25 protein-coding genes are annotated in these 26,584 nt (G+C 68.3%); 14 read left to right on the top strand and 11 right to left on the bottom strand.

Annotated elements, in window-relative coordinates:
• Positions 1–95: 95 nt before the first annotated feature.
• Together ACFPJ1_RS02145 and ACFPJ1_RS02140 are read left to right on the top strand one after the other, a co-directional pair.
• A complete protein-coding gene (locus ACFPJ1_RS02145; protein ID WP_380101056.1) occupies positions 96–3,266 on the top strand; it encodes an ATP-binding protein in 3,171 nt (1,056 codons plus the stop codon).
• Between the two features lie 146 nt (positions 3,267–3,412).
• Entirely contained in the window at positions 3,413–3,748 is a 336-nt protein-coding gene (locus tag ACFPJ1_RS02140; protein WP_380101055.1) for a hypothetical protein, read from the top strand.
• A 7-nt stretch (positions 3,749–3,755) separates the two neighbouring features.
• Here ACFPJ1_RS02140 and ACFPJ1_RS02135 read toward each other — a convergent pair whose 3' ends face one another.
• The 3 genes from ACFPJ1_RS02135 to ACFPJ1_RS02125 are packed head-to-tail and all read right to left on the bottom strand — an operon-like array spanning position 3,756 to position 6,507.
• Complete coding sequence (locus tag ACFPJ1_RS02135) at positions 3,756–4,439, bottom strand: response regulator (protein WP_380101054.1); 684 nt, start codon at positions 4,437–4,439, stop codon at positions 3,756–3,758.
• A complete protein-coding gene (locus tag ACFPJ1_RS02130; protein ID WP_380101152.1) occupies positions 4,436–4,939 on the bottom strand; it encodes a sensor histidine kinase in 504 nt (167 codons plus the stop codon). Before ACFPJ1_RS02130 ends, ACFPJ1_RS02135 begins: the two co-directional genes overlap by 4 nt.
• Complete coding sequence (locus ACFPJ1_RS02125) at positions 4,939–6,507, bottom strand: two-component sensor histidine kinase (protein WP_380101053.1); 1,569 nt, start codon at positions 6,505–6,507, stop codon at positions 4,939–4,941. Before ACFPJ1_RS02125 ends, ACFPJ1_RS02130 begins: the two co-directional genes overlap by 1 nt.
• Positions 6,508–6,678: 171 nt before the next feature.
• On the opposite strand from ACFPJ1_RS02125, the gene ACFPJ1_RS02120 reads away from it, so the two are divergent.
• Both ACFPJ1_RS02120 and ACFPJ1_RS02115 read left to right on the top strand, forming a co-directional pair.
• Positions 6,679–7,032 (top strand): hypothetical protein, encoded by a 354-nt coding sequence (locus ACFPJ1_RS02120; RefSeq protein ID WP_380101052.1) that lies wholly within the window; start codon positions 6,679–6,681, stop codon positions 7,030–7,032.
• Complete coding sequence (locus tag ACFPJ1_RS02115; protein WP_380101051.1) at positions 7,029–7,733, top strand: DUF4386 family protein; 705 nt, start codon at positions 7,029–7,031, stop codon at positions 7,731–7,733. Before ACFPJ1_RS02120 ends, ACFPJ1_RS02115 begins: the two co-directional genes overlap by 4 nt.
• Positions 7,734–8,315: 582 nt before the next feature.
• Here ACFPJ1_RS02115 and ACFPJ1_RS02110 read toward each other — a convergent pair.
• Positions 8,316–9,149, bottom strand: coding sequence for an alpha/beta hydrolase family protein (locus tag ACFPJ1_RS02110; RefSeq protein ID WP_380101050.1), 834 nt, complete (start codon positions 9,147–9,149; stop codon positions 8,316–8,318).
• A gap of 323 nt (positions 9,150–9,472) precedes the next feature.
• On the opposite strand from ACFPJ1_RS02110, the gene ACFPJ1_RS02105 reads away from it, so the two are divergent.
• On the top strand, positions 9,473–10,039 hold the full coding sequence (locus ACFPJ1_RS02105) for a flavodoxin family protein (RefSeq protein ID WP_380101049.1): 567 nt from the start codon (positions 9,473–9,475) through the stop codon (positions 10,037–10,039).
• 273 nt (positions 10,040–10,312) lie between these two features.
• On the opposite strand, the gene ACFPJ1_RS02100 is transcribed toward ACFPJ1_RS02105, so the two are convergent.
• The gene (locus tag ACFPJ1_RS02100; protein ID WP_380101048.1) at positions 10,313–11,119 is read right to left on the bottom strand and encodes a hydroxypyruvate isomerase family protein; all 807 of its coding nucleotides are present in this window, start codon (positions 11,117–11,119) and stop codon (positions 10,313–10,315) included.
• A 113-nt stretch (positions 11,120–11,232) separates the two neighbouring features.
• On the opposite strand from ACFPJ1_RS02100, the gene ACFPJ1_RS02095 reads away from it, so the two are divergent.
• The 8 genes from ACFPJ1_RS02095 to ACFPJ1_RS02060 all read left to right on the top strand — a co-directional run bounded on the left by ACFPJ1_RS02095 (position 11,233) and on the right by ACFPJ1_RS02060 (position 21,083).
• Complete coding sequence (locus tag ACFPJ1_RS02095) at positions 11,233–13,347, top strand: alpha-amylase family protein (protein ID WP_380101047.1); 2,115 nt, start codon at positions 11,233–11,235, stop codon at positions 13,345–13,347.
• Positions 13,344–14,192: a 2-hydroxy-3-oxopropionate reductase gene (locus ACFPJ1_RS02090; protein ID WP_380101046.1), complete on the top strand. Its 849-nt coding sequence runs from the start codon at positions 13,344–13,346 to the stop codon at positions 14,190–14,192. The genes ACFPJ1_RS02095 and ACFPJ1_RS02090 overlap by 4 nt, the downstream gene beginning before the upstream one ends.
• Positions 14,189–16,123 (top strand): alpha-amylase family protein, encoded by a 1,935-nt coding sequence (locus ACFPJ1_RS02085; RefSeq protein ID WP_380101045.1) that lies wholly within the window; start codon positions 14,189–14,191, stop codon positions 16,121–16,123. The genes ACFPJ1_RS02090 and ACFPJ1_RS02085 overlap by 4 nt, the downstream gene beginning before the upstream one ends.
• Positions 16,124–16,263: 140 nt before the next feature.
• Complete coding sequence (locus ACFPJ1_RS02080; protein ID WP_380101044.1) at positions 16,264–17,592, top strand: ABC transporter substrate-binding protein; 1,329 nt, start codon at positions 16,264–16,266, stop codon at positions 17,590–17,592.
• A 7-nt stretch (positions 17,593–17,599) separates the two neighbouring features.
• Positions 17,600–18,556 carry a carbohydrate ABC transporter permease gene (locus ACFPJ1_RS02075; protein ID WP_380101043.1) on the top strand — a complete coding sequence of 319 codons (957 nt, stop codon included), beginning with the start codon at positions 17,600–17,602 and terminating at the stop codon, positions 18,554–18,556.
• Positions 18,556–19,431, top strand: a complete 876-nt coding sequence (locus ACFPJ1_RS02070) for a carbohydrate ABC transporter permease (RefSeq protein WP_380101042.1) — start codon at positions 18,556–18,558, stop codon at positions 19,429–19,431. Before ACFPJ1_RS02075 ends, ACFPJ1_RS02070 begins: the two co-directional genes overlap by 1 nt.
• Positions 19,428–20,354, top strand: coding sequence for a D-2-hydroxyacid dehydrogenase (locus ACFPJ1_RS02065; RefSeq protein WP_380101041.1), 927 nt, complete (start codon positions 19,428–19,430; stop codon positions 20,352–20,354). Before ACFPJ1_RS02070 ends, ACFPJ1_RS02065 begins: the two co-directional genes overlap by 4 nt.
• 63 nt (positions 20,355–20,417) lie before the next feature.
• Positions 20,418–21,083 (top strand): GntR family transcriptional regulator, encoded by a 666-nt coding sequence (locus ACFPJ1_RS02060; protein WP_380101040.1) that lies wholly within the window; start codon positions 20,418–20,420, stop codon positions 21,081–21,083.
• Positions 21,084–21,120: 37 nt separating this feature from the next.
• Here ACFPJ1_RS02060 and ACFPJ1_RS02055 read toward each other — a convergent pair whose 3' ends face one another.
• On the bottom strand, positions 21,121–21,690 hold the full coding sequence (locus ACFPJ1_RS02055) for a 3'-5' exoribonuclease domain-containing protein (RefSeq protein ID WP_380101039.1): 570 nt from the start codon (positions 21,688–21,690) through the stop codon (positions 21,121–21,123).
• 383 nt (positions 21,691–22,073) lie between these two features.
• On the opposite strand from ACFPJ1_RS02055, the gene ACFPJ1_RS02050 reads away from it, so the two are divergent.
• A complete protein-coding gene (locus ACFPJ1_RS02050; protein ID WP_380101038.1) occupies positions 22,074–23,444 on the top strand; it encodes an FAD-binding oxidoreductase in 1,371 nt (456 codons plus the stop codon).
• Between the two features lie 27 nt (positions 23,445–23,471).
• On the opposite strand, the gene ACFPJ1_RS02045 is transcribed toward ACFPJ1_RS02050, so the two are convergent.
• The 5 genes from ACFPJ1_RS02045 to ACFPJ1_RS02025 form a co-directional block, all read right to left on the bottom strand.
• Positions 23,472–23,750 carry a hypothetical protein gene (locus ACFPJ1_RS02045; RefSeq protein WP_380101037.1) on the bottom strand — a complete coding sequence of 93 codons (279 nt, stop codon included), beginning with the start codon at positions 23,748–23,750 and terminating at the stop codon, positions 23,472–23,474.
• 130 nt (positions 23,751–23,880) lie between these two features.
• Positions 23,881–24,510: a hypothetical protein gene (locus tag ACFPJ1_RS02040; protein WP_380101036.1), complete on the bottom strand. Its 630-nt coding sequence runs from the start codon at positions 24,508–24,510 to the stop codon at positions 23,881–23,883.
• The gene (locus tag ACFPJ1_RS02035; protein WP_380101035.1) at positions 24,507–25,130 is read right to left on the bottom strand and encodes a hypothetical protein; all 624 of its coding nucleotides are present in this window, start codon (positions 25,128–25,130) and stop codon (positions 24,507–24,509) included. Before ACFPJ1_RS02035 ends, ACFPJ1_RS02040 begins: the two co-directional genes overlap by 4 nt.
• Positions 25,131–25,335: 205 nt before the next feature.
• Positions 25,336–25,875 (bottom strand): dihydrofolate reductase family protein, encoded by a 540-nt coding sequence (locus ACFPJ1_RS02030; RefSeq protein WP_380101034.1) that lies wholly within the window; start codon positions 25,873–25,875, stop codon positions 25,336–25,338.
• Positions 25,876–25,907: 32 nt separating this feature from the next.
• Complete coding sequence (locus ACFPJ1_RS02025) at positions 25,908–26,483, bottom strand: NADPH-dependent FMN reductase (RefSeq protein ID WP_380101033.1); 576 nt, start codon at positions 26,481–26,483, stop codon at positions 25,908–25,910.
• Positions 26,484–26,584 lie beyond the last annotated feature (101 nt).

Genomic DNA, 26,584 nt, shown 5'->3' with positions numbered 1-26,584 from the left:
CGCCGGAGAAGGAGCGCGCGTCGGAAGGGCAGGCGTCGGGATAGAGCAGACGCCAGACCCGGCGTGCGGGACTAAACTCACGGATGGGAGAAGCGATGCGCGTCGAGATCGATCTGTTGGACGGCTTCGCCGTCCGGATCGATGGGCGGGCCGTTCCAGCCGAGGAGTGGCGCCGCCGCCAGGCGGCGGCGCTGGTCAAACTCCTCGCGCTCGCTCCACGCCGCGCTCTGCATCGCGAGCAGGTCATCGACGCTCTGTGGCCCGGGACCGGGGTCGACGACGCGGCGCCGCGGTTGCACAAAGCCGCGTACTACGCCCGACGCTCCCTGGGGGATCCGCGGGCGCTGGTCCTGGCCGGGGACTTCGTGTCCCTGTTCCCGGACGCCGAGGTAGTCGTCGACGCCGAGGTGTTCGAGCGGTGCGCCCAGCAAGCCCTCGCAATCCCGGTCGAAACCGGCAAATCAGCGGGGCTCGGCAACGCGGACGGACGCGGCAATGCAGAAGGTGCGAACGGTGCGGCCGCAGCCACTGCGGCGGACCTGTGGGCCGGCGACCTGCTGCCCGAGGACCCGTACGAGTCGTGGCTGGAAGGCCCACGGGATCGGTTGCGTCGGCTGCATCAGGAGGTACTGCGCCGCGCCGGCCGCTGGGAGGATCTCGCTCTTACCGATCCGGCCGACGAGGACGCCAGCCTGGCCCTTGCGCGAAAGCTCGCCGACGGCGGCGACCGTCGCGGGGCGCTGCGACAGTTGGAGCGACTGGAGCGAGCGCTTCGCGGCGAGCTGGGCGTCACCCCGAGCCCGGCCGTCGCCTCGCTTCGTGCCGAGCTGCGCGCGCTCGACGCCCCGCAACCCGATGGCCAGCGGGCGCCGATCGGCCGCGACACCGAGCTGGCCCGTATCGACAAGCTCATCGTTGCCGCGAGCAACGGCCAGGGCAGGACGCTCTTCATATCCGGCCCCGCAGGCATCGGTAAGACCGCCGTACTGCGGTGGTTGGATCGGCGAGCCGAAGAGCGCGGGCTGCGGGTGGGCTTCGGCACGGCCGCCGCCATCGAGGGGGCATGGCCGTACGCGCCGGCGCTGGAGGCGCTCGCGGATCTGTGCCGTCGCCACCCAGCCCTGCTCGACGGCCTGGCCGACGAGTACCGCGTCGAGATCGAGGGCGCCCTGCGCGGCACCTCCCCGGACTGGACCGGCGAGAGCCGCCACCAGCGGCTGTTCGTCAGCGCGGCCGAACTGCTGCGGCTCGCGTCTTCCGGCGGTGGCGCCGTACTCGTCGTCGACGACGCCCATGACGCCGACGAGGCCAGCCTGCGCCTGCTGCACTATCTGTCCCGTACCGCGGTCGGCGAGCGGATCGTGATCGTCGTTGCCCACCGCCCCTGGCCGCTTCGTCCGGCCATGGACGCGATGCGCCGCAGCTTGATCGGCCGCGGTACGTCGGTGCCGCTGGACCTCGGCCCGCTGGCCGACGAGGACATCCGCCAGCTGGCGGGCCGGGCCGTCGGCGAGGATCAGGTGCTGCTCGAGCGGGTCGTGAAGCTTGCCGGTGGCAACCCCTTCGCAGCGGTGGAACTGGCGCGCACGGCCGGGGCGGCGGACGACCGCGCCGGCCCGATGGGCGCGCTGGTACTCCGCGGTCTCGGCGGTGCCGCGACCACGGCTCTGACGAGGGTGGCTGTGCTGGGTGGCTCGTTCGACACCGACGAGTACGTCGCCATGTCCGGCGTCGGCGAGGCTCCGGCGTACAAGCTGCTCGACGACGCACTCGCCGCGGGCGCGGTCGAGCGGACCGGCGCCGGCTACCGCTTCCGGCACACGCTCGTGCGCGACGCATTGCTCGACGGACTGCCCCCGCACCGGCTGCTGCCGCTCCATCATCAGGCTGCTGACACGCTGCGCAGCCTCGGTGCGTCTCCGGCAAGGATCGGCCACCAACTGCTGCAGGCCGGCGACGTCGGTGCTGCCGCACCGTTCCTGCTGCAGGCCGCCCGCACCGACGCTGCCATCGGGGCTTACCGCGACGCGCTCGGACTGATCGATCTGGTCCGCCAGGAAGTCCGCGGCCCCGAGCGCGGGCCGCTGCTCGCCCTGCGCGCGGACATGCTGTTGGCGACAGGGGACGCCGGCGCCGTACTCGCCTACCGTGAGGCGCTCGGTGCCACAAACGACGCCGCCGACCAGCGGCGACTGCTGCCACGGCTCGCCCGGGCCGCCACCTTCGCCGGCGATTACGCGACCGCGGCCGAGGCGCTCGACGGCCTGGAGCCAGACGGATCCGCCGACGACGCCGCGCTGCTGCTCCAGCGCGGGATCCTGGCCTATCTGACCGGCGATCTGCCGGCGGCCGCCGCTGCCGCGGACGAGGCGCGCCGCCGGATCGGGGTGGCCGACCCCGGCGACTGGCGGATGTACGACCTGATCTCCTTGCAGGGCCTGGTCGCGCACCTGCGCGGGGAGTGGTTCGGCCGGCTCACCGTCGAACTGCGCGCCGGTGCGCAACGGCCGGATCTTGCGCGGTCGATGTTCGACAGCCACCTGTGTGTGGCGGAGTTCCTGCTGTACGGACCCACGCCGTACGCGGAAGTGCTGGCGCTCGGTGCCACCCTGCGCGAATCGGCGCGTCGATCCGGCGTACTGCGGGCTGTCGCGTTCGCCACCGCGCTGCGCGGCGAGGCTGCCTTGCTCTCCGGCGACCTTGCCCTCGCCGAATCCGAGCTCACCGAGGCGACGCAACTGCACCACGACATCGCCTCCACCGCGGGGGAGGCCCACAGCCTGCAGCGGCTCGCCGAAGTGCGCCTCGCGCAGGGGGAGCGTGCTGAAGCGACGCGGCTGTTGCACCGCGCGCTCCCGCTGGCCCGGTGGTCGTCGATCGCGCTGCACCTGCTGCAGCGCGTGTACGGGACGATGATCCGCGCCGCGCCGGACGTGGACAGCGCCCGCGCCGTCGTGGACCAAGCCGTGGCCGCCCTCGGTCAGGAAGACGCCTGCACCTTCTGCTCCATCATGCTCGCGGTGCCCGCCGCGACGGCCTGCGCCGACGCCGGCGATCTCGACGACGCTCGCCGGCACCTCGCCGCCGCCGAGCGGTCCGCCGCGCTGTGGAAGGGCACCGCGTGGCAGGCGGCGATCGCCGAGGCTCGGGCGCACCTGCACAGCGCCGAAGGCGACCGCGACGCCGCGCGCCGCCAGCTGCTCGAGGCCGCCGAACTCTTCGCCGCCGCCGGGCAGCCGCTAGACGCCGACCGCTGCCTCGCCTGACGACCGCTGCCTCGCCTGACGACCCGCGCCGATCCAGGACTCCGAAGTCGGCCTTCGACCTACCTGTCGAGGAAGCCGCGAGGAACCCCGACGGAATACGACGGTCCTACCTTCGATCCATCGAGTCGCGCGGAGGAGGTGACACCGTGGTCGTCGAGATGCTGGCGTGGTGCGGCGCCGCCCTGTCCTGCCTGCTCTGTGTTCCACAGGCCGCGCGCACGATCCGCGAAGGGCGACTCGACGGTGTGTCCGCCTGCACCTACTGGATCATCCTGGCCAACGCCGCTGTGTGGGCTGCCTGGTCGTTGCTCACCGGCGAGCATGCCGCGGGGGCGCCGGCCCTGATCAACGGTCCCGCCGCCGTCATCATCCTCCGCCGCCTGCTGACCGCCCGTCGGAGGCGCAACCCCAAGCTGCCGGGAGTGGTCGTCGGACAGGACTCATCGGAGAGCGCTATCTCTGCGCGCGAACCGCTCACCTGAAGCAGTTCTACGGGTTTCCGAGGCCGGCGTTGCGGGCTTGGATGATGGCTGTGGCGCGGTCGGCGACGTTGAGTTTGGTGAAGATTGTGGAGACGTTGTTGGCGACTGTTTTGGAGGCTAGGGATAGGCGGTCGCCGATGGCGGTGTTGGAGAGGCCTGCCGCTAGGAGGTTGAGGATTTCTCGTTCTCGGGTGGTTAGTTCGGGGAAGGGGTCTGTGGTGGGTGGAGGTGTGGAGAAGAAGGCGAGGACTCGGCGGGCTACGCCGGGGCCGAAGATTGCCTCGCCGGCGGCTACTGCGCGAATGGCTCGGGCGATCTCCTCCTGTTCGGCGCCCTTGACGAGATAGCCGCGGGCGCCGGCGCGCATGGCGGCGAAGACGGAGTCGTCGTCCTCGAACATGGTGAGGACCAGGACGGCAACCGAGGGCGCAGTACGACCGAGCTCGCGGGTTGCGGCGAAGCCGTCTAGGTCGGGCATCTGGAGGTCCAGTACTGCGACGTCAGGGCGGGTGGTGACGACCTCTCGGATGGCTTCGCGGCCGGTCGAGGCGACGCCGACTACCTCGATGCCCGGGAGCGAGGTGAGTAGGGCTGCCAGGCCGGCCCGCACGACCGGATGGTCGTCGGCCAGGACGACGCGGATCACAGGCTCAGCATCGTTCCGCCTGCCCTCGCGCGGGATGGAGGTCATGTCGTCACCATCGGGAGGGTGGCGTGGACTCGGCCGCCGGCGGGGGACGGGCCGGCTTCGAATCGGCCGCCTAGTTCGGCGGCTCGTTCGCGCATGGCTTGGAGGCCAACGCCTGGGGTCCAGGCGCCGTTGGGTGGGCCGTCGTCTGTTATCTCGATCTCCAGCTCCTTGCCGCAACGCAGAGCCAGTACTGCGACCGTGGCGCGCGAGTGGCGTACGACGTTGGTGAGGGCTTCCGTGGCGATGCGGTACGCCGCGACCTCCAACGCCGCTGGGAGTGCGGGCAAACCGTCGGCGGAGACCTTGACTGAGACGGAAGCCCCGTCGGCGCGCCAGGAGAGTTGGTCGGCGCGTTGGCGGAGGGCTCCTACCAGGCCGAGTTCGTCGAGGGCGGGTGGGCGGAGGTCGTCGACGAGGCGGCGTACGTCGGCGATCGCCGTACGGGTATCCGTTCGCAAGGTGCTGAGGAGTTCCGAGGCGCGCTCGGCATCGACCGGGATCAGGTTGGCGGCGGCGTCGGCGGTGAAGGTACGCCGGTCAGCGTCGGGCCGAGGCCGTCGTGGAGGTCGCGGCGGAGGCGGCGGCGTTCCTCCTCGCGCGCGGCGACGAGTTTCTCCCGGGAGGTCTGGAGGTCAGCGGACAGTTGGGTTGCGTGTACGGCGACGGCCAGCGGTACGGCGACCAGGTTGAGGACGTTGCGGTCGGCTGCGGACAAGGAGGACTCGCCGGGGCGGAGCCCGACGAGGAGGGAGCCGACTGTAGTGCCGCCGTAGGAGAGGTCGACCGGGACGACCGTACCGGGGACGCCTGACGAGGCGAGGATGCTCGCGGAGGAGGAGGCGGAAGCAGAGGAAGTAGAAGAAGAGGCGGAGGTGGTGATGGCGGCGTAGGGGAGGCGGAGAGCGGAGCGGATGGCTGCGACGACGCCTGGCATGCCTCCGGCGGTACCGGTCGCGAGTTCCTCGCCGATCAGGGTCGCCACCCGCGCGGGATCACGCCGATCGCCGTACATGGCTCTGTCGACCATGCGTTGCAGGCGAGGCAGTACGGGGGCGATCAGCAGCGCCACGAGCACCGTCACGAAGGCCGAGCGGCCGAAGCGGGAGGCGATGAAGGAGTCGGTCACAGCGACCAGTGCCACGTAGGCGCCAACGGCAACGAGGGAGAGCAGCGCCCAGGTGATCGCACGGGAGACCACCAGACGGATGTCGAGCAGTTGATACCGCACAATCGCGACGGCGACCGCCACCGGGATCAGCGGAATCGCCAGCAGCACGAAGATCGGAGTACCGGTCACCAGTGCCCAGGGGATCATGAACGCGAGCATCACAATGGTTGCGAGGAGCAACCAAAGGAGTTGGCGACGGCCGGTCTCGGAGGCGCGCCGATAGCGGACGATCAGGCTGGCGATCGCGAGACCGTAGACGACCAGTCCGCGGAGCTCGGTTGCCGTCCACAACGGTTGGAGGCTGTCGTAGGAAGGCAGGGTGAGATAACCCAGAGGCCCTCCATCGAAGAGTGGTTCGGCACTGCCGCCCATCTCGACAGCGAACAGCGGCGCAGTGACCACGATCGCGATCGTCACCCATCGCCAGCGAGGCGACACCAGCCGTCCGTCGGGGAACAACAGCAACGCCAGGGGCAGGAACAGGGCGATCGACCACGGCCAGGACCACATGATCACCGTCGCGACCAGCCGCTGGAGCTCCACCGGCGCCGACCCGTCGTACAAGGCCTGCGAGAGCGGTGCGCCGACGGCGGTGGTGGCGTGACCGATGCCGTCGGCCACGAACAGCCAGCCGATCGGGTTCGACGGGCGATGCCACGCGATCACCGCGCCGCAGACCGCGAACGTCAACCCCATCAGGCCGTTGGTGACGAGGAAGCTGTCCAGCGCGGTGTCGAACGACCAGCCGACCACCACGGCCAGCACGATCCCCACGATGACCTCGACGACGGCGAAAGCGCCGAGCCCGGCCGCCAACCCCCTCCGGACCCCGCGCTCACGCAGACCAGGCAGGCCGCGATCGGCCGTTCGACCTTCTGCCGCGCCTGGACCTCCCGCCATGTGCATCAGTGTGCCCCCGGAAGTGTCCCGGCGTCCCGGGAACGCATTCCCGATCCGGCCGGGCGACCTCCCGCCCACCGGTGAACGCCCACCCAGGCGCCGGGGTCCGCCCCACGCCGACCGTGGTTCCAAGGCCCCAGACGAAGGGCCGCAGTACAAGGGGAGGTTCTGATGTCTCGTACGTTTCGCGCCGGCCTGATCGTGCTCGGGGTGCTTTCGGTAGGTGATCTAGCCGGGCCACTGCTGACCGATGGTGAGCACCCGCCGATGTCCGTCGCGCTGATCGGTTCGGCTCTCGGCCTGATCAGCCTCGTCCTGGTGGTGCTCGCGTGGCGCGGCGCCCGGCGGGGCGTAGTACCGCTCATCGCACTGCGGTTGCTGTCGGGCCTGAGCGCGGTACCGGCCTTCTTCGCGGGCGACGTACCGGCCGCGGCAATGGTTGCTGCCGGCGTCACGATCGCGCTCTCTGTGATCGGTACTGCGCTGCTGTTGGTGCCCGCGCCTGAGCTGGTAGGTGCGCGATGACCACGACAGCGACCCGTACTGCGACCGTGGCTGATGTTCGCCCCGCGAGCAGGTGGCTCGCGGCGATCCTGTTGCCGATCGGGCCGGCCGCGGTCGCAGTACTGCGGTATGTCTTGCCCTATGACACCACGGACGACGCGGCGACTATCACCGCGAAGACGATGGCCGCGCAGGGGCGGATGTCGGCGGTGCTATGGCTCGGGTTCATCGCGCTTCTGACGCTGGTGCCGGCCGCGTTCGCGGTGGGGCGGCTGACCAGGCGGCGAGCTCCGAAGCTGACAGTGGTCGCGTTGTTCCTGCTGGTACCCGGGTATCTCTCGCTCGGATGGCTCGCCGCGGAGGACCAGATCGTGTGGTCCGGAGCCCAGGCAGGGCTGAACGCTGACCAGATCACCCGGCTGGCCGAGGCGATGCACCCGTCCGGCGAGGTGGCTGCCGTCTTCTTCGTGCTCGGGCATGTGCTCGGGACGATCCTGATCGGCGTAGCGATGTGGCGGGCTCGAGTGGTGGCTCGGTGGGCAGCGATCGCGGTGATCGTGTCGCAGCCGATCCACTTCGTGGCCGCGGTGGTCGTGCCGAATCACACGCTCGACCTGGTCGGCTGGGGACTACAGGCAGTCGGGTTCGCCGCAGCGGGGTGGGCGATCCTGCACCTGGCCGACGACGAGTGGGACCTCCCGCCGTTGCCCGAAAGGTCCTAACCGCCCGATTCGTCCGGCGACACGCTGAGGTGGTCCGAAGGGGGGTGGACCTGTCCGAGGCGTTGTCGCCGGACGAATCGGTTGAATGAAGGCGGTCAGCCGCCGCACATCTTTATGCAGATGGTCGACGGTCTGCCATGAGCGGCCGCGGTCGCGCCCACATATGATCCCGGCCTGAGGATCTGACGAGCTGGGGGCCAAAGCGCGATGCACGAATCGATCGACACCAAGACCTGTACCGCCTGTGGGGAGACCAAGCCTGTCGACGAGTTCCACAGGGACCGTCAGAAAGCCGACGGTCGGCGTCCGCGCTGTGCTGTCTGCAGCCGCGCCGACGTCAAAGCCATTGCAGACCGTAACCGTTCTAGGGCGGTCATCCCTCAGACTGTCTCTGAGCAGACGTGCTCAACGTGCGGGGTCGTGAAGCCTCGCGCGGCGTTCTCCGCGGACCTCGGCCGCCTAGCCGGTATCGAGTCCCGCTGTAAGACCTGCATTGCCCGCGACAGCCGAGCGCGATACGCGGCCCGCCGACGTTGACCGCGCGCGTCGCCCGCATCATTTCTATCGCGAGGTTGGGCGTACTCAGACGCCGTTCTGTTTCAGGAAGGCGACCGATCTGGTCATGGAGAGGGGCCAGGCGGCGGCGAAGGCGTGTTCCTCGCCGGGGTAGGTGAGGAGGGTGGCTTGTTTGCCAGCCGTCTTGAGGGCGGCGAGGGTGTCTCGGGACCAGGATGGGGGGCAGGTTGAGTCGGCGGTGCCGTGGTGGATCTGGACGGGTTCGGTGACTCGGTCGAAGAAGTTGACGGGGGAGACGTTGCGCCAGAACGTGGGGTTGCGGGCCGGTTCGCCGTGGGTGCGGAGGATGGCGGTGGCGTCCGCGCCGTCCTGGCGGGTCCAGCGGTTGAAGTTGTCGGCGGTGTCGGAGCTGACCGGCGCGTAGACGATTGCCGCTTTCACCAGGCCTGGTTGGGCTACGAGGACGTTGTAGGTGACGCCGCCGCCCATTGATCGGCCGAACATGCCGACGCGCTGCGGGTCGACGTACGGCGAAGCCTTCAGAGCGAGTACTGCGTTGATGGCGTCCTCGGTGTAGCCCAGGCGGAGGTTGACCTCGGAGCGCGGATCCTTAGACGACTGCGCGTGATTGCGGTAATCGGTGTGCAGTACTACGTACCCGCGGCGGGCGAGGTAGTCCTGCTCGCGCATCAGGCCGCGGCCGTTCGTGTAGATGTCGAGATCGATGTGGCCGTGGTTGAGCACGAGTCCGGGATGCCGGCCGGGGGTGCGGGGGACGTTCAGGATGCCGGAGATGGTCAACGTGCCGCTGGTGTAGGTGACGAAATACCGCGTGTAGGCCTCGTTGCGGGCGAGGACGCGCCCGAGGCGGAGGTTGGAGCCGTTGTACTTCTTAGTCATCAACGCCTGAAGCGAGACGGGATTCGCGGGCGCCGCAGGTGTTGGCGTAGCGGACGGTCTGGGCGTGGAAGGCGCAGAGGGGGCCGGGGCCGGCGAAGGGCTTTGCGAGGACGACGAGGTCGCGGGAGTCGGCTCCGGAGCGGAAGTATCGTCTGGGGAACACGCCACGGCCGTGGTGAGGGCGAGCACGACGAGACCTGCCCAGCGGATTCGTCCACCTTTGCCCATAGCCCTATGGTGCCGTCCCGCCCAAGCTGCGCCCATAGTCTGATCCCGCCGTAGGTTGTATGCTCGTGCATCATTTGCGCACGCAAGGAGTCGTCGTGTCGTTTCTCTTTCTGCTGGGCAGCACCCGTCCGGGTGGCAACACCGAGGCGCTCGCGCGGCTGGCGGCCGAGCACCTGCCCGCGGACGTGGACCAGACCTGGTTGCAGCTGAGCGAGCTGCGGTTGGATCCGTTCCGGGATGTCCGGCATGACGGCGACGGGGTGTATCCGCCGGCTGTCGGCGATGAGCAGGTGCTGCTGGACGCGACGCTCGCTGCGACGGACCTGGTGATCGCCTCCCCGCTCTACTGGTTCAGCGTCTCCACGAGCGTGAAGCTGTACCTCGACTACTGGTCCGCGTGGATGCGCGTGCCCGGCGTGGACTTCCGCGACCGGATGCGCGGGAAGACGATGTGGGCGATCACCGCGCACACGGCGAAGGAGCCGGCCGAGGTCGAGCCGCTGCTCGGCACCTTGCGGCTGACGGCTGACTACATGGACATGAACTGGGGCGGCGAATTGCTTGCCTACGGCAACCGCCCGGGCGAGGCGATCACCGCCGACGGCGTCCTCGAACGTTCGCGGCAACTGTTCGCCAGCCGAACTGCAGCCAGTTGGGCATGACCCAGCAGGCGCGTGAGCTATTAGGTCCTCAAGCAACGTCGAGGTGCATTCAGGCGCAGGCCTCGCCGGACGCGCCGAAGCCCGCGCGACTTGATGAGCCGGCGGGCCGACTTGGTGCACCACGTGAGTGTTCCTCCGGCCGGGATCTGCTCATCCGGTGCACAAGGTGCCGGTAAGGGGAGTGCCGGCCGTCGGTGGACCCAAGCGGCTGGGGCTCCGCAGAGGGAGCGTGACCCGCAGGAAGGTGGTCGCGTTCGGGGCTTGTGAGACTCGCTAGGGCTTGATCCAGCTCAGGCTGGTCGCGGTGTCGGTGGTTGGCTTGTATTCGCAGGCGACGACGCCGCGATAGCCCGCCGCCTTCAGAGCGTCGAGGGTTTCGTCGATCGGCAATGCGCCGGATCCCGGCTCACCCCGGCCGGGGCTGTCCGCGATTTGCACGTGGGCGAGGTTCGCGCCGAGCCGAGCGGCGGTTGCCGGCAGGTCGACGCCGTTGCTGCCCAGGTGGAACGTGTCGAACAGCAGCGACACGTTGTCCACGTCCTTGAGGGGACCATCCAGGATCTCGAGTACGTCGTCCGCCGTGAGCAGGGGATAGCGCCCGTTCAGCCCCTCGGTGAGTGGTTCGAGCAGCACCGTGCCGCCGACAGACGCCACCGCCTCGGCGGCTGAGCGGATCGCGGTGACCGCGGTCTCGGCCTGCTCGGAGGGGCTCCAGGCGTCATCGAGTTGCCCGTAGAGCAGGTTGAACAACCGGCAGCCGGTCCGCTCGGCGATCGCGACCACCGGGTCGAGGTTCGCTGCCAGTTCGTCCTGGCGATCGGGCCGCGAGGCGATTCCGCGCTCGCCACCGGCGATGTCGCCGCCGAAGAAGTTCAGCGCGCTCAGCGAGATCCCGGCGGCTTCGATCGCCGTCACCAGCAGGTCAACCTCGGCCGGCGGAGGCGTCGCCGTCGCGAAGGGCCACCAGGACTCGACCTGGGTGAATCCCCGCCGCGCGGCAGCAGCGTACCGGTCCAGGTAGGGGAGCTCGGTGAACAGCATCGACACGTTCGCGCTCAGCTCGTGGCCGCGGTAGTCCATGAGGAAAAGGCTAACACCAGCTCTTGCCAGGCGTGCAATCTTGTCTAACAATCGGTCCGACAGTCGATGAAGGCCTCACCTGGCCTGCTGACCTGCGACCCCGGAGGTAATCCATGCGGACCGAGCCCGAGCAGACCGCCCCCGCCGCGACACCCGCCCAGTTGGAGGAGCGCAGCGCGGACTGGCCGCAGGCGGCGACCCGGTGGGCCCAGATCACGCTGGCCGAGGACGACCCATTGCACTTCGACTCGGAGTTCTGGCTGAAGTTGATGCGCGACAGCCAGTCGAACGCGACCTGCATCAGCGCGGGCGGCTATATCGCCTACTACCCGACCCAGATCCAGTACCACTACCGCAGCAAGTACCTCGGCGACACCGACCCGTTCGGCACCCTCGTCGAAGGCGCTCGCGGTCTGGATATGAGCGTGATGGCGCGCGTCGACCCGCACGCGATCCACGCCGACGCGGCCGCCGCCCACCCCGAGTGGCTCGCTCGCGACATCAACGGCGAACCGCTCGAGCACTGGGCGCATCCCGGCATCTGGCTCACCTGTGCGTTCACCGACTACCACCGCGAGTTCATCACCGAGGTGGCCCGCGAGATCGTCCGCGAGTACGACGTCGACGCCGTCTTCGCGAATCGCTGGGAAGGCTACGGCGGCATCTCGTACAGCGAAGCGGCCAGGAAGTCCTTCAAGGACGAGACCGGCCTGGACCTCCCGGCCGCGGAGCACGCCGAGGGTTGGCATGAGTACGTCGGCTGGCGGCGGCGGCAACTCAGTCAGCTGGTGGCGGTCTGGGACAAGGCGGTCCGCGACATCCGCCCGCATGCGAGGTTCATCCCGAACCTCGGGGCGCTCGCGGCCCGGGATCTCGATCGCGACCTGGTCGAGAAGCACTACCCGATCTTCTTCATCGACAAGCAAGGCCGATCCGGCAACGAGGTCCCCTGGGCGGCTGGCCGCAACGGCAAGCGCAACCGAGGCGTCTTCCCCGACCGGCCGGTCCGCCTGATCACCTCGGTCGGACCGGAGCACCACCAGTACCGCTGGAAGGACTCGGTCGCGCCGGCCGAGGAGACGAAGACCTGGATCGTCGACGGGTTCGCGCAGGGCGCGCTGCCCTGGTTCACCAAGTTCAACGCGAGCGTGCCCGACCACCGATGGGTGCCCCCGATCGTCGAGGCGTTCAGCCTGCACGCCAAGGTCGAGCCGGTCCTGAAGGATCTGCGGATCACGGCCGAGGTCGCGTTGCTCGACCCGACCCGCGCGGGGCAACTGCGGACCGACCGGACCGCAGACCACGAGGACGGCTTCTACCAGGCGCTGGTCGAGGCCCGCGTCCCGTTCGAGTTCGTCTCCGACCAGGAGTTGTCGGCCGAGCGGCTGAGCCCGTTCAAGGTGATCGTGCTCGCCAATGCCGAACACCTGGGCGACGAGCAGTGCGCAGTACTGCGCCAGTACGTCGAAGGCGGCGGCTCACTCGTCGCGGCGTACCAGACCTCCCTGTACGACGAACGCGGGCAGGCGCGGGCGGACTTCGGTCTCGCGGACGTGCTCGGCGTTCACCTGACCGAGGCGAGTCGCCCGGTCAAGAACAACTACATCGCGCTGATGGACGATCATCTGCTCAACCGGGGATTCCCGGGTACGACGCGGATCATCGGCGGCACCCACATCCTCGGCGTGGAAGCGGATCCGGACACGGAGGTGCCGTTCAGGTTCATCCCGGACTTCCCGGACCTGCCGATGGAAGAGGTCTATTCGCGGCACGATCCGGATCGGCCGGCGGTGATCTGCCGGCAGAACGCGAACGGCGGCCGGGTCGTCTACTTCCCGTTCAACCTGGGTTCGATCTTCTGGGAGGCGCTGCAGTCCGACCACGGTCTGCTGGTCGCCAACGCGGTCGACTGGGCCCTCGGCAAGGAACCCGAGGTGACCGTCGAGGGCGCCGGGCTGCTCGATCTCGCCGTCCACCGTGGTGAGAACTCCGTTGCCGTCGTCATCGTCAACCTCACCAACCCGATGGCGATGCGCGGCCCGATCCGCGAGACGTTGCCGTTGCCCCCGCAGACCGTCTCGGTCGCCGTACCGGACGGGCCGGTGAAGGGCAGCTTGCTCGTCGCGGGAGTCGAGGTCGAGCCGACGGTCGCGAACGGGCGGGCGGAGATCACCATCCCCACCGCCGGCCTGCTCGAGGTCGTCCACCTCACTTGGGAGGACCGATGAGAATCGGATTCGTCGGGCTGGGTGTGATGGGCCGGCCGATGGTCCGCAACTTGATTGCCGCCGGCCACGACCTGTCGCTCTACCGGGACAAGGGCGATCTCGACGGTCACCAGTGTGGCTCGGCCGCGGAGGTGGCGGAGCGCTCCGAGGTCGTCATCCTGATGCTGCCGGACACCCCGGACGTCGAGGGTGCACTGTTCGGGGTCGACGGGGTGGACGAGAGTCTCAAGCCCGGCACGCTGGTGATCGACATGAGTTCGATCTCGCCGTCGGCAACGAAGACCTTCGCGAAGCGGATCGAGGAGCAGGGCTGCGACTATCTCGACGCGCCGGTGTCCGGTGGCGAGGTCGGAGCCGTGCAGGCGACGCTGACCGTCATGGTCGGCGGCCGCCCGGAAGCCTTCGAGCGAGCGCGGCCGATCTTCGAGGTGCTCGGCAAGAACATCACCCGGATCGGTGACGTCGGCGCCGGGCAGACCGCCAAGGTGGCCAACCAGATCGTCGTCGGGCTCACCATCGAGGCCGTCGCGGAGGCGCTGTTGTTCGCGGAAGCGGCCGGCGCGGATCCGGCGGTGGTTCGGGAGGCGCTGATGGGTGGGTTCGCCTCGTCCCGCGTTCTCGAACTGCACGGCGAGCGGATGGTGAACCAGACCTACGACCCGGGCTTCCGGATCCGCTTGCACCGCAAGGACTTGTCGCTCGCAGTACAGGCGGCAGCCGAACTGAACCTCGCCCTGCCGAACACGGCCGCGACGCAACAGTTGATGAACGCCGCGATCGCGGACGGCGACGGGGACCTCGATCACTCCGCGTTGCACAAGACTCTGCGCAGGGAGCGGTCATGAGGCTCTGGTGGCAGGACCCGTTCCGGATGTTCCAGACGAACCTGCGCGAGATCGACGCCGGACTCGATGTCGAGCGGGTGCTGAACTACCTCGAGGAGTTCGGCGCCAACACCTGGCTGCTGAGCGTCGGCGGCATCCTGTCCAACTACCCGACGGCTCTGGACTTCCAGACGGCCAACCCGCATCTGGCCGAGCGCCCCTCCGGCGACCTGGTCGGCGATGCCGTGAAGGCGGCCGCCGCCAGGGGGATCCGGGTGATGGGCCGGATGGACTTCTCCAAGATCGACCACCGGCGGGCCGAGCAGCACCCCGAATGGTGCTTCGTCGATGCGGCCGGTGATCCCCAGGTCTACAACGGCCTCACCAGCGTCTGCCCGAGCGGCGACTACTACCAGGTCAAGCTGTTCGAGGTCTTGGACGAGGTGCTCGACCGCTATCCGATCGACGGATTCTTCTGCAACTGGATGTCCTTCAACGAGGTGGACTACAGCCGCCAATATCGAGGCGTCTGCCAGTGCCTCGGCTGCGTCCGCCGGTACTCCGAGTACGCGCCGGGCGAGCGTCTTCCCGAAGACAAGAACGCTCCGGGGTACGAGACGTGGCAACGCTTCTCGCGGGAGGTGCTGGCCGACCTGACCGCACGGATCCGCGAGCACCTGGCGAGCCGCCGGCCGGAGGCGCCGCTGGTGCTCGGGGATCGGGCCGACATCGTCTTCCACGAGGCGAACAACGCGATCGGCCGGCCCTTGTGGCACCACCGGACGAGTGAGCATGTCAGCGCGGCGAAGACGTTCCGCCCGGACGTCCCGGTGTTGACGAACTCGGTCGGCTTCGTGGACATGCCGTACCGGCTGGCGGGGGAGGAGCCGCACCACTTCGCGCAGTACTTGCTGCAGGCAATGGCTCGTGGCGCGGTTCCGTCGACGTACATCATGGGGACGCCGGACGACAATCCCTATGCCTGCTTGGGGATCGCCGGTGAGCTGACGAGGTTTCACCGCGACCACCAGGACGTCTACCGGGAGCTCGTGCCGGCGGCGACGACGCTGCTGGTCCGGCCGGACCAGTTCAAACCTGGATCGGTGACGGAGTTCCAGGGGCTCTATCTCTCGCTGCTCCAGCGGCACGTGCCGTTCGACGTGCTGCCGGAGGAGAGGCTGGCCGAGGTCGACCTCAGCCGGTACCGGGTCGTCGTCCTGCCCGACCTCGGGCCGCTCACTCCGGAGACGGTTGCAACGATCGACTCGTACGTCGGAGGCGGCGGCGCGGTGGTTGCCACCGGCAACAGCGGACTGGTCGCCGACGAAGTCCAGCTCGCCTGCCTTCCGGTACGCCGGAGGCTGGCCAGTCACGACACCGAGGAAGCGACCAGGTCGTTCCACCTCCGGTCGGGAGACCAGTTCCTGCCGGTGATCGGCGCGTTCGACCTGGTGGAGCCGGCCGATGCTGCCGAGATCGGGTTGCTGGCGATGTCCAGGGCGCCGTACGGGCCGCCCGAGAAGTGCCACGGGCACCTGGAGCTCGATCACCCGGGCCGGCTGAGCGCGCCGTACGGGCGGGGACGGGCAACGCTGCTGCCGTGGACCGTCGGGCGGGCCTACCGGGACGTGGGGCTGACGGGTCATCGCGATGCCTTCGTCGACGAGGTCGTCCGCGCCGGCGGGCGGCAGGTGGAAACCGAACTACCCGAGCAGGTCGAGATCGTGGTGGGCCGCTCTGCGGTCGGGACCGTCATGCACCTGCTGAACAGATCGGGTGATGCCGATCAGCGGTTCGCGAAACCGCTGCCGATCGGCGAGGGCTGGCTGACCCTGCCCGACGGCGTCACGACCGTGGAGGCGCTCTGCGCCGGCCAGCGGCTCCGAGTGGAAGACGGTCGCGTCCTGGTGCCGACGATCGGTCTCTTCGAGGTCCTGGTAGCTCACCCGTAACCCGGAAGTTTTGAAAGGTTGTCAAACAACTATGCATGACCTATTGACTGTCATGTAGCGGAACCAAACAATGATCGGAAGCCGCTGCCGTGGGGGTCGACAGGCGAAACCCGAAGCACTGTGAGGAACGGGAGATCGTGATGACCGGACTTGATCGGCGTGGGTTCCTGAAGCTCGCGATGGCGTCGACGGCCGCAGGCCTGTCCGCCGCGGCAGTAGCAGGCTGCGGCGGGAGTGGTGGCGGCGCCGGCGGAGGTGGAGGCGGTGGTGGCAAGACCACGCTGCGGTACGCCTGGTGGGGCAACAACATCCGCCAGCAGAACTACACCAAGGCGCTGCAGCAGTTCAGCGCGGCGAACACCGACATCGGGATCGAGCCCGAGTTCGCGGAGTACACCGCGTTCCAGGAGCGGATGACGACGCAGATCGCCGCCCGGGACGTGCCGGACATCTTCTGGATCGCCTCACCGCAGGTGATGACCTACCACAAGAGCAAGCTGTACCGGAAGCTCGACGAGATCCCCTCGCTGCAGTGGTCCGACTACAGCAAGGAGGACCTCGAGACCTTCAAGCTGGGCGGCGAACTGAACACCATGCCGTTCGCGATCTTCACCCCGGTGATCCGCTACAACGAGACCGTCGCCAAGGCTGACGGGGTCACCATCCCGGCCGACACCGACCCGGCCTGGACGTGGGACGGACTGGCCGACCTCCTCGTTGCCTATAGCAAGGACAACCCGGGGAAGCGGAAGGGTACGCCGTACGCGCCGGACCACGACCTGACCTTCGAGGCGTGGCTGCGGCAGCGGGGTGAGCAGCTGTGGACCGAGGACGGCCAGGTCGGCTTCACCGTCGACGGCCTGGGCAGCTGGCTCGACTGGTGGGAGAAGCTGCGCAAGGCCGGTGCCGCGCTGTCCCTCAGCGAGCAGGAGGGGATGGGCCCGGACTGGGCGCAGGTCGGCAAGAAGGTGCTGGTCAACTTCGGCAACTCCAACCACATCATCGACGACGCGAAGATGTTCCCCAAGGAACGGTTCCGGCTGCGGGCGGCGCCGGTGGTCGCGGGCGTCGAGCCGGGGCACAAGTACCTGTACTTCCCGCGGATGGCCATCTACCAGCGGATCGACGACGACAAGGTCGAGGCCGCCGGCAAGGTGATCAACTACAACGCGAACAACGCCGAGATGCTGAAGACCGTCCGGCTGACGATGGGCGCGCCGACCAACCCGAAGGTGGCCGAGCAGGCGGCCGCGTTCGCGAGCCCCGACGAGAAGGAGATGCTCGCGGTGGTGAAGAAGGAGCGTGCCGCGGAGCGTCGGCCACGCTACGAGGCACCGCCCGGCTCGAGCACCTGGCGGACCGCCACGACCCGCGTCTGCGAGGAGATCGCGCTCGGCCGGACCAGCGTGCCCGACGGCGCGAAGAAACTCCTCGACGAGATCGCCGCCGGCATCAAGCGGGCGCAGTGATCCGACCATGCTGACCCAAGAGGAACTGCCGGTCCAGCAGGCAGAGCCGGAGGCGCCGGCGCCGAAAGGGCGCCGGCCCGCCTTTCACCTGAACCGGCAGGGCCGGGCGGCACACGTCTTCCTGATCCCGTGGCTGCTCGGCTTCCTGCTGATCACCGCGGTCCCGCTGTTCGCGTCGCTCTACCTCGCCTTCACCGACTACGACATCCTGAACCCGCCGGAGTGGACCGGGCTGGAGAACTTCCAGCGGATGGTGCACGACGACCAGTTCTGGGCGTCGGTGAAGGTGACGCTGATCTACGTGCTCGTGTCGGTGCCGCTGCAACTCGGCTTCGCCTTGCTGCTGGCGCTGATCCTCGACCGCGGGCTGAGCGGACTGGCCTTCTATCGCAGCGCGTTCTACCTGCCGTCGCTGCTCGGTACGAGTGTCGCGATCGCGATCCTGTGGCGGGAGATCTTCGGCGACGACGGGCTGATCAACAAGGGCCTGGCGGTGATCGGGATCAACGGCGAGAGCTGGCTGCAGAACCCGAAGACCGCGCTCGCGACGCTGATCATCCTGAACGTCTGGACCTTCGGCTCGCCGATGGTGATCTTCCTGGCCGGACTGCGGCAGATCCCCGACGAGCTCTACGAGGCGGCCAAGGTCGACGGTGCCGGCGTACTGCGGCAGTTCGCCCACGTCACCGTGCCGCTGCTCACGCCGATCATCTTCTTCAACCTGATCCTGCAGACGATCGGCGCCTTCCAGACCTTCACCCAGGCGCACATCATCAGCGGTGGTACCGGCGGCCCGGCGAACTCGACGCTGTTCTACACGCTGTACGTGTACCAACAGGGTTTCGTCGCCTTCGACATGGGCTACGCGTCCGCACTCGCCTGGGTGCTGATGGCCGCGATCGCCGCGATCACCGCGCTGCACTTCCTGGTCTCGAAGTACTGGGTCTTCTACGGAGACAACTGATGGCCACTGCAACCGCTGAGGCGGTCACGAGCTCACCCCCGCTGCGGCAGCGCCGGATCCGGTCCGCGCTGAAGCACACCGGGCTGCTGGTGTTCGTCGCGTTCATGATCTACCCGCTGGTCTGGATGGTGGTCAGCGCGTTCAAGCCGGCCGACCAGATCCTCACCGATCCCGGGCTGATCCCGAGCAGCGTCACCCTGGACAACTTCAAGGACGGCTGGCACGCGCTGAACCGGCCGTTCTCGGTGTTCTTCGTGAACTCGCTGGTGGTCACCCTCGGCTCGATCGTGGGCAACCTGTTCTCCTGCTCGCTGACGGCGTACGCGCTGGCCCGGCTGCAGTTCCGGATGCGGAAGGTGTACTTCGCGATCACGCTGGCGTCGGTGATGCTGCCGTTCCACGTGCTGGTGATCCCGCAGTACATCTTCTTCTCGCAACTGGACCTGGTGAACACCTACTGGCCGCTGCTGATCCCGAAGTTCCTGGCCACCGACGCGTTCTTCGTGTTCCTGATGGTCCAGTTCATCCGGACCCTGCCGCGCGAGCTCGACCGGGCCGCCTGGATCGACGGGGCCGGGCCGTTCCTGACCTTCTGGTACGTCGTGCTGCCGCTGATGCGGCCGGCCCTGGTGACCACCACGATCTTCACCTTCATCTGGACCTGGAACGACTTCTTCGTACCGTTGATCTACCTGACCAGGACCCAGGTGTTCACCGTGCCGGTGGCGCTGAACTCGATGGTCGACTCCGAGACCCAGAGTGGGGTGGGGATGTTGTTCGCGATGTCGTTGCTGTCGCTGGTGCCGATCCTGATCTTCTTCGCGATCGCCCAGAAGTACCTGATCCGCGGTATCGCGACGACGGGACTCAAATGATCATCGTTGTGGTCGGCAAGGAGTCTCCGGCCTTCGCCGAGGTCGCGCCCGAGGTGGAATTCCGTTTCGTCGCCAACCTGTCCGAGGCCGACGACGCGATCGAGACGATGGACGCGGTGATCGGCCGGGTCCCGCCGGAGATCCTTGCCAAGGCCAAGCAGTTGCGCTGGGTACACAGTCCGGCAGCAGGGGTCGACGCGGACCTGTCGCCGGAGATGCTCGCCTCCGACGTGGTGCTGACCTCGTCGGCTGGCAACGGCGGGATCTCCCTGGCCGAGCACGCGATGCTGCTGATGTTGATGCTGAACCGGGACGTGCCGCGGTGGATGCGGGCGCAGGCCGAGCGACGCTGGGATCACTACAGACACAGCGAACTCGCCGGGCGGACCCTCGGGATCTACGGCCTCGGCAACTCCGGGATCGACCTTGCCCAGAAGGCGAAGGCGTTCCACCTGCACGTGATCGGCGTACGACGTCGTCCGGAGCAACCGTCGCCGTACGTCGACGAGGTGTACGGCGAGAGCGGGTTCGACCGGATGCTCGAGGAGTCCGACTTCGTGGTGGTCACCGCGCCGAGCACGCCCGCGACGAGGGGGCGGTTCGACGCCGACGCGTTCGCCCGGATGAAGGAGTCGGCGTACTTCATCTGCATCTCGCGCGGTGGCATCGCCGACGACGAGGCGCTGCTGGAAGCCTTGCAGAGTGGGCAGATCGCGGGTGCCGGCCTGGACGCGCACGGGGTGGAGCCGTTGCCGCCGGACAGCCCGTTCTGGACCCTGCCGAACGTCATCGTGACTCCGCACAACGGCGCGACAAGTGACGGCACCGCCCGGCGTGGCGAGCAGATCGTGCTCGACAACCTGCGACGCTTCCTAGTAGGGGAGGAACTGCGCAACGTGGTCGACAAGCAGGCTGGTTATTGAGTCCGTTCCCGGGCACTGGTTGACCAGTACACTTGCCTGACCATTCGATCGAAGGGGGGTGCCGTGGGTACCGATGCGAGCCTGGAACTCGGGCCGTCCTCGCTGACCGAGGCGCTCTACGAATCCGTTCGTAAGCGCATCGTCAACGGCGACATTCCGCAGGGGGAGAAGCTCACCGAGGTTCGCCTCGCGACGGAGTACAACGTCGCCCGGCCCACCGCGAAGGCCTGCCTGGAGCGGTTGACGGCACTCGGTCTGCTGCGGCGGACCGCCCACAAGACCGCGGTCGTCCCGACCCTGGACGAGGAAGAGATCCGCGACCTGTTCTTCAGCCGGGTGACGATCGAGCGTGCGGCGGTCTCCTCGCTCGCCACGACCGGTGAGGTGCCGCCGGCGGCCGCCAAGGCCCAGGTAGCGATCGAGTACGCGGCGCGCGATCGCCTGTTCGAGAACCAGGTGGAGGCCGACATCGCCTTCCACTCGGCCCTGGTGTCCGGGGTCGGCAGCAGGCGGTTGTCCCGGATGCACGAACTGATCATCGGCGAGGTGCACCTGACGATGGGGCAGTACCAGGCCCATCGGACGGCCAACCCGACCAACGTCGCGCAGGAACACGCCGCGATCCTCAAGGCGATCGAGGACAGCGACCCGGCCGCGGCCGCCGAACACCTCGCCTACCACCTCGAACAGGCCCAGGGCCGCCTACTCAGCTCCCTCCGCAAGGACTGATTCCCGGCAAGGCTTGGGCTTGAGCCGGGGGCCTGGGTCACTGCTCGAGGCTTGAGCCGCTCTTGGCCAGTGGCGGGATCGTCGTCACCTTGCCGCCCGCCGCGGGTGGCCAACCGGTCGGCCCGCCGAGTGCTTCGTAGAGTTTGCGCGCCCACCGAGCATCAGCCAGCGCATGGTGAACCTTCGCGGGCGCCTGCGGCAAGCTCGGATCCACCGGGCTAACCCTGAATCCCTTGTCCTCGGCCAGTTGCGACACGTCGTACGCCGTGTAGCGCCACCCATCCGGAACCCGTTCCTCCACCGGGAAGAGCTGCCCCATCGCCAGCCAGTCCCACGGCGCCCCCGCCCACGACCAGAACCGCGGTACGTCGTCCCCGATGAACTTCACCAGTTCGTCCTTCATCCGCGCCCGGCTCATCCACACCGGATCGCCCGGCGGCTCCAGCAGCGGAATCACCACCGTCTTCACGAACTCGTTCGCCCGCGACGCGTCGAACTCCGTCGAGACGGCATAGAACTCCCGCCCGTCCGCCGCCACGACCCCCAGACTGATGAGCTCGATCTCCCGCTCCAGGTCGATGAACTCGGTATCGATGAAGTAATCCACCCTCCCATCGTCCACCCATGGGCTGGAGAAGTAGGTCGGATGCTGGTGCCTGCGGTCCTCACACTCGGCCGCTGGCAGGTTGTCCGGCCGCTGGCCGCCTATAAGCCGCCAGCGGTCCCACAGGCCGCTATCGGTGATCCGCCCCTTACGGGTCCCGGACGTTCATGTCCGTTGGGGAAATGGGCATTGACTTCCGGGCTGTGCCGGGTGGAATGTCTGTGGGGACGGTACGTCAGGGGAGGTCCGGCTACCGTCCGGGGGACCAGATGCACTCTGGGGTGAACTTTCGCGCTGCGTTCGACGGGCGGCCTGGCCGGTCTGATCGGCGCGGCAGCCTGCGCGCCGGTCGTCACATGTGTTGAGCCCGCCGCACAGGAGGAGTCATGGGCGAGTACACGATCGAGGACTTGAAAGAGCGCACCAGGGGATCCGTCTACACCCGCGACGACGCCGGGTACGACGAGGCGCGGAAGGTCCACAACGCGATGATCGACAAGCACCCGCGGGTCGTCGTGCACTGTGAGAACGCGGGTGACGTGATGGAGACGGTCAGGTTCGCCGCCGGGAACTCACTGGACCTGGCGGTGCGCGGGGGTTCGCACAGCGTGCCCGGGTTCGGCACCGTGGACGACGGCGTGGTCGCCGATCTCAGCGGGATGCGGAACGTCCGCGTCGACCCGACGACCAGGACCGCGAGGGCCGGCGGGGGAGCGACCTGGGGGGACTTCAACGCGGCGACGCACGCCTTCGGACTGGCGACGACCGGCGGCATCATCTCGACCACCGGTGTCGGCGGGCTGACACTCGGTGGTGGCATCGGTTACCTGGACCGCGGCCTCGGCCTGTCCTGCGACAACCTGATCTCGGCCGACGTGGTCACCGCCGACGGGCGGTTCCTGATCGCCAGCGAGAAGGAGAACGAGGACCTGTTCTGGGCGCTGCGCGGTGGGGGCGGCAACTTCGGCGTGGTCACGGCGCTGGAGTACCGGCTCGCACCGGTCGACACGATCTACGGCGGCCCCATGCTGTTCGAGATGTCCGACGCTGCTGCGGTACTCGCCGGGTTCCGGGACATGATCAAGGACGCGCCGGAGCAGCTCGGGGGCTTTCCGGCGTTCCAGCTCGCGCCGCCACTGCCGTTCATCCCCGAGGACCGCCACGGGGACTGCTTCACGCTCATCGTCGGCTGCTGGGCCGGCGATCCGGAGCGCGGTGAGCAAGAGATCGCGCGGTTCCGCGAGTTTGCGCCGGTGGTCGCCGAGAGCGTCGGGCAGATGCCGTATCCCGCGCTGAACAGCGCCTTCGACGCGCTCGTGCCGCCGGGACTCCAGCACTACTGGAAGGCGAACTTCGTCACCGAGCTCACCGACGACGCGATCCAGGCGCACCTGCAGCATGCGCCCGGCCTGCCCGCGGTGAACTCCACCGTGCACATCTATCCGATCGACGGCGCCTGTCACCGGGTGCCCGCCGACGCGACCGCCTTCGCCTACCGCGACGCGAACTTCGCCACGGTGATCGCGGGGATGTGGCCGGACCCGGCGCAGAACGAGGCCGGCATCGAGTGGGTGCGGAACTACTACGACGCGGTCGCGCCACACTCCGAGGCAGGCGGCTACATCAACTTCATGGCCGGCGACGACCAGGCCCGGATCGCCGACAACTACAAGGGCAACTACGAGCGGCTGGTGGAGGTCAAGCGCAAGTACGACCCGGACAACCTGTTCCACCTCAACCAGAACATAGCGCCCTGACGCGTAGTCCAGGATGCCTCGCACACGTCATGCCTGGTGGTCCCAGAGCATGGCGTGGGCGCGGCCGACCCGCGTGAAGCTGGCAGTGGGGAAGACCGATGCGTAGACCCGCTCGAACTCGTCCCGGCTGAGGTAGCGGTCGCTGGCCTGATGATCGAGCCACTCGCCGGTGGACGGCCTGAAGATCTTCCAGGCCTCGGTGGCACCACGCCGTACGAAGTTGTGGGCGAGGGCTCGAACCTGGCCGCCGTACAGCCACCAGCCGGGCCAGGTCGAACGACTGCGCCAGGCCCCGTGAGTGATCACTCAGTCGTGGATCCAGGTGGTTGGATAACGATTGCCGGTGACTCAAATCCACGACTCGACGCCGCTCAGGAGGGGGGATGCCGGTACGGCGAGGCGCCGCGGGGGCGACTCGCCGTACCGGGTCAGCAGGTCAGAGGGTCAGCAGGCGCTCGAAGAAGGCGCGGTAGCGTTGGAGGGCGGCGCGGAGATCCTCGGTGGACGGCTCGCCGTTGGCCCATTGGCTTTCCAGGCCCTGGTGCTGCTGGTCGAATGACGTGGACAGGCGCTGGAGCACGTCGCCGACGAGCTTGTCCGCGTCAGTCACCGAGTTCCGCGGGTCGTCGACGAAGCCCTGCTGGATGACGTCCCAGCGCGCCTTGAAGTCCACCGCGGTCTCGGTCGGCACCAGCGGATCGTCGGCGGACAACCCTTCGGTCGGCGTCTGCTCCCTGGAGTCGGCGGAGCGATCGACGTCCGCAGTACGGTCGTCGTCCAACCCACGGCCGGCGTCCAACGGCGTGTCGTCGTCGAGTCCACGGTTGGCGTCGAGCGGGCGGTCGTCGTCTACGAGGCGGGTGTCGTCCAGCGGCTGGTTGTCTTCCAGTCGTTGGTTGTCGCCGAGGCGCTGGTTGTCGTCCAGGCCGCGGCCGGCGTCCAGCGGGCGGTCGTCGTCGAGGCGACGGTCGTCCAGCGGGCGGTCGCTGTCGAGCGGGCGTTCGCCGTCGAGCAGGCGGTCGTCCTCGTAGCGGTGGTCGAGCGGCTCGTTGTCCCTGGTCGTCATGATTGCTCCTTGGTGTCGGTCGGCCCCGTGACATGCCTTCCATCGATGTCCGCGCCATCAAGGTCCGCGCGCTGTCCGTCCAACTCGGCGCGTTCGTCGACGAGCAGTACGTCGACCAGTCGCCGGTAGGCGGTGACGGCCTGGCGGAGGTCCTCGGTGTCCACCGGGCCCTGGGTCTGCGCAACCGCGACGCGGTGTGCCTCGCGGTAGTTCTCCGCGACCTCGGGATGGTCGACCGAGATGTCCGCCGCCCGCTGGTCGAAGTCGTCGACCGGGTAGCCGGACTCGCGCATCATCCGCAGGACCAGGCGATCGGCCTGCGAGACGGCGTCGGCCGGCGCGTCCACGAACCCCTGCTGCAGGACGTTCCACTCCGCGCGGTACCGCTCGGCCGTCGCACCGGTCAGCGGGTGAACGTCGAACTTGGCGCGACGCTGCTCGCGTTGCCGCAGATCGCGTTCGGCGGCCTTGCGGTCGCCCGACTCCTCGATCGTGCGTTCGTACTCCGGTCCGAACCGCTGTTGCAGCTGGTCCGACCGCCGTCGCTTGTACGCGTACGCCGCCACGATGGCTGCGGCCACGACCACGACGATCACGATGATGGTGATGACGGTTTCCATCAGACCTCCAGTCCGACTGTCAGGCCTGCGATCTTGGGTGGACCGCGAGGACCTTCTGACGGCGGCCGAAACGCTGTCCCGGCTCGCCTCCCCATCCCCGTTGACCTGCCCGTACCCAGCCTGAAACGACGAAACGTCCGGGGAACCGTGGGTGGTGACCCACGGCTCCCCGGACGTGACAGCCGGTGCCTGGCTCCGCTCGTCGTCAGGCCTTGGGTGCGAGCTTGTGCACGATGATGCCGGACTTGAAGGTGGTCGAGTCGAGCAGCTCGAGGTGGTTGATGCCGAGCTCGACACCGTCGAACATCCGGTCGCCGTCGGCCAGTACCGGGAAGATCCAGAAGTGGTACTCGTCGACGAGCTTCCGCTCCAGCAGCACCTTGTCGAACTCGCCGGTGCCGAACTTCAGCAGGTCGCCGCCGTCCTGCTTCTTGAGCTCGGCGACCGCGTCGGCCGCGTCGCCCTGGAGCACCTGTGCGTTCCAGGTGGTCTCCTTGAGCGTCCGGGACGCGACGTACTTGGGCATCGCGTTGAACTTGTCCGTGTACGGGTCGCCGCCGCGCTGCGGCCAAGCCTCGGCGAAGCCTTCGTAGGTGACCCGGCCGAGCAGCAGTGCCTCGGTGTTCTCCATCAGACCGACGGAGTAGGCGGTGTGCTCGTCGTCCCAGTACGGGACGCTCCAGTTCTGCGGGTTGCCGATGGAGCCGTTCAGGGTCATGAAGGTGGATTCGATCAGCTTCCTCATGGTCTTGCCTTTCTTCTTTGTTTTTTGGATGTTCAGGGTTGGTACGGGTGTTCGGCGCGGGCGTTGCGGAGTGCTCGGGCCCACCAGACGAGCTGGTCGAGCGTGTTCTTGGCCGCGGCGTCGTAGCCGGAGCCGGGGCGGGGCCAGCTGCCGTCGGCGGCGAACTGTTCCCAGTAGCAGGGCAGCGAGACGGTGTTGCGAATGGCCACCGCCTGCAGCTCAGTGAAGACCTGCCGCAGCTGGGCCGCGGCGTACAGGCCTCCGGTCTCGCGGCCGTAGGCGACGATCGCGACCGGCTTGGCGTGCCACTCCTCGTAGTACCAGTCCAGTGCGGTCTTCAGCGGTGCCGGGAAGCTGCTGTTGTACTCCGGCGTCACCACCGCGAAGGCATCCGCCGCAGCCAGTCGCGGAGCCAGTACTGCGACCCCGGCCGGCGTCGGCTCGTCCGTGTCCGTCAGCGTCGACGGCAGGTTCGCAACGGCCAGGTCGACCAGGTCTACGTCGAAGGCGGCCCGCTTGGCTGCCTGCTGGGCGAACCAGTCGGCCACTGTCGGTCCGAAGCGCCCGTTCCGGGTGCTGCCGATGATGACCGCCAGTCGCAACTTCAACCTGCTCACCTCCTCCGTGGCTGTTCCTCCGTGGCTGTTGAGGAAGACTCTGCCGGAGACCCTTTACGGTTTCTTTCCGGTTGTCGGCCGCCCGGCCGGAA

Origin of the sequence: Kribbella qitaiheensis, from assembly GCF_042657745.1 — a bacterium.
GTDB lineage: Bacteria > Actinomycetota > Actinomycetes > Propionibacteriales > Kribbellaceae > Kribbella > Kribbella qitaiheensis.
Note: the sequence above shows the minus strand (reverse complement) of the source record. Positions and strands in the feature narration are given on the sequence as shown.

What these genes read in the sequence shown, in the direction of transcription:
- ACFPJ1_RS02040 (WP_380101036.1), bottom strand. Translation starts at nt 24,510, where the DNA reads ATGACGACCAGGGACAACGAGCCGCTCGACCACCGCTACGAGGACGAC.
- ACFPJ1_RS02125 (WP_380101053.1), bottom strand. Translation starts at nt 6,507, where the DNA reads ATGGCGGGAGGTCCAGGCGCGGCAGAAGGTCGAACGGCCGATCGCGGC.
- ACFPJ1_RS02115 (WP_380101051.1), top strand. Translation starts at nt 7,029, where the DNA reads ATGACCACGACAGCGACCCGTACTGCGACCGTGGCTGATGTTCGCCCC.
- ACFPJ1_RS02065 (WP_380101041.1), top strand. Translation starts at nt 19,428, where the DNA reads ATGATCATCGTTGTGGTCGGCAAGGAGTCTCCGGCCTTCGCCGAGGTC.
- ACFPJ1_RS02145 (WP_380101056.1), top strand. Translation starts at nt 96, where the DNA reads ATGCGCGTCGAGATCGATCTGTTGGACGGCTTCGCCGTCCGGATCGAT.
- ACFPJ1_RS02135 (WP_380101054.1), bottom strand. Translation starts at nt 4,439, where the DNA reads ATGACCTCCATCCCGCGCGAGGGCAGGCGGAACGATGCTGAGCCTGTG.
- ACFPJ1_RS02080 (WP_380101044.1), top strand. Translation starts at nt 16,264, where the DNA reads ATGACCGGACTTGATCGGCGTGGGTTCCTGAAGCTCGCGATGGCGTCG.
- ACFPJ1_RS02100 (WP_380101048.1), bottom strand. Translation starts at nt 11,119, where the DNA reads ATGGACTACCGCGGCCACGAGCTGAGCGCGAACGTGTCGATGCTGTTC.
- ACFPJ1_RS02090 (WP_380101046.1), top strand. Translation starts at nt 13,344, where the DNA reads ATGAGAATCGGATTCGTCGGGCTGGGTGTGATGGGCCGGCCGATGGTC.
- ACFPJ1_RS02075 (WP_380101043.1), top strand. Translation starts at nt 17,600, where the DNA reads ATGCTGACCCAAGAGGAACTGCCGGTCCAGCAGGCAGAGCCGGAGGCG.
- ACFPJ1_RS02035 (WP_380101035.1), bottom strand. Translation starts at nt 25,130, where the DNA reads ATGGAAACCGTCATCACCATCATCGTGATCGTCGTGGTCGTGGCCGCA.
- ACFPJ1_RS02120 (WP_380101052.1), top strand. Translation starts at nt 6,679, where the DNA reads ATGTCTCGTACGTTTCGCGCCGGCCTGATCGTGCTCGGGGTGCTTTCG.
- ACFPJ1_RS02085 (WP_380101045.1), top strand. Translation starts at nt 14,189, where the DNA reads ATGAGGCTCTGGTGGCAGGACCCGTTCCGGATGTTCCAGACGAACCTG.
- ACFPJ1_RS02030 (WP_380101034.1), bottom strand. Translation starts at nt 25,875, where the DNA reads ATGAGGAAGCTGATCGAATCCACCTTCATGACCCTGAACGGCTCCATC.
- ACFPJ1_RS02095 (WP_380101047.1), top strand. Translation starts at nt 11,233, where the DNA reads ATGCGGACCGAGCCCGAGCAGACCGCCCCCGCCGCGACACCCGCCCAG.
- ACFPJ1_RS02050 (WP_380101038.1), top strand. Translation starts at nt 22,074, where the DNA reads ATGGGCGAGTACACGATCGAGGACTTGAAAGAGCGCACCAGGGGATCC.
- ACFPJ1_RS02110 (WP_380101050.1), bottom strand. Translation starts at nt 9,149, where the DNA reads ATGACTAAGAAGTACAACGGCTCCAACCTCCGCCTCGGGCGCGTCCTC.
- ACFPJ1_RS02070 (WP_380101042.1), top strand. Translation starts at nt 18,556, where the DNA reads ATGGCCACTGCAACCGCTGAGGCGGTCACGAGCTCACCCCCGCTGCGG.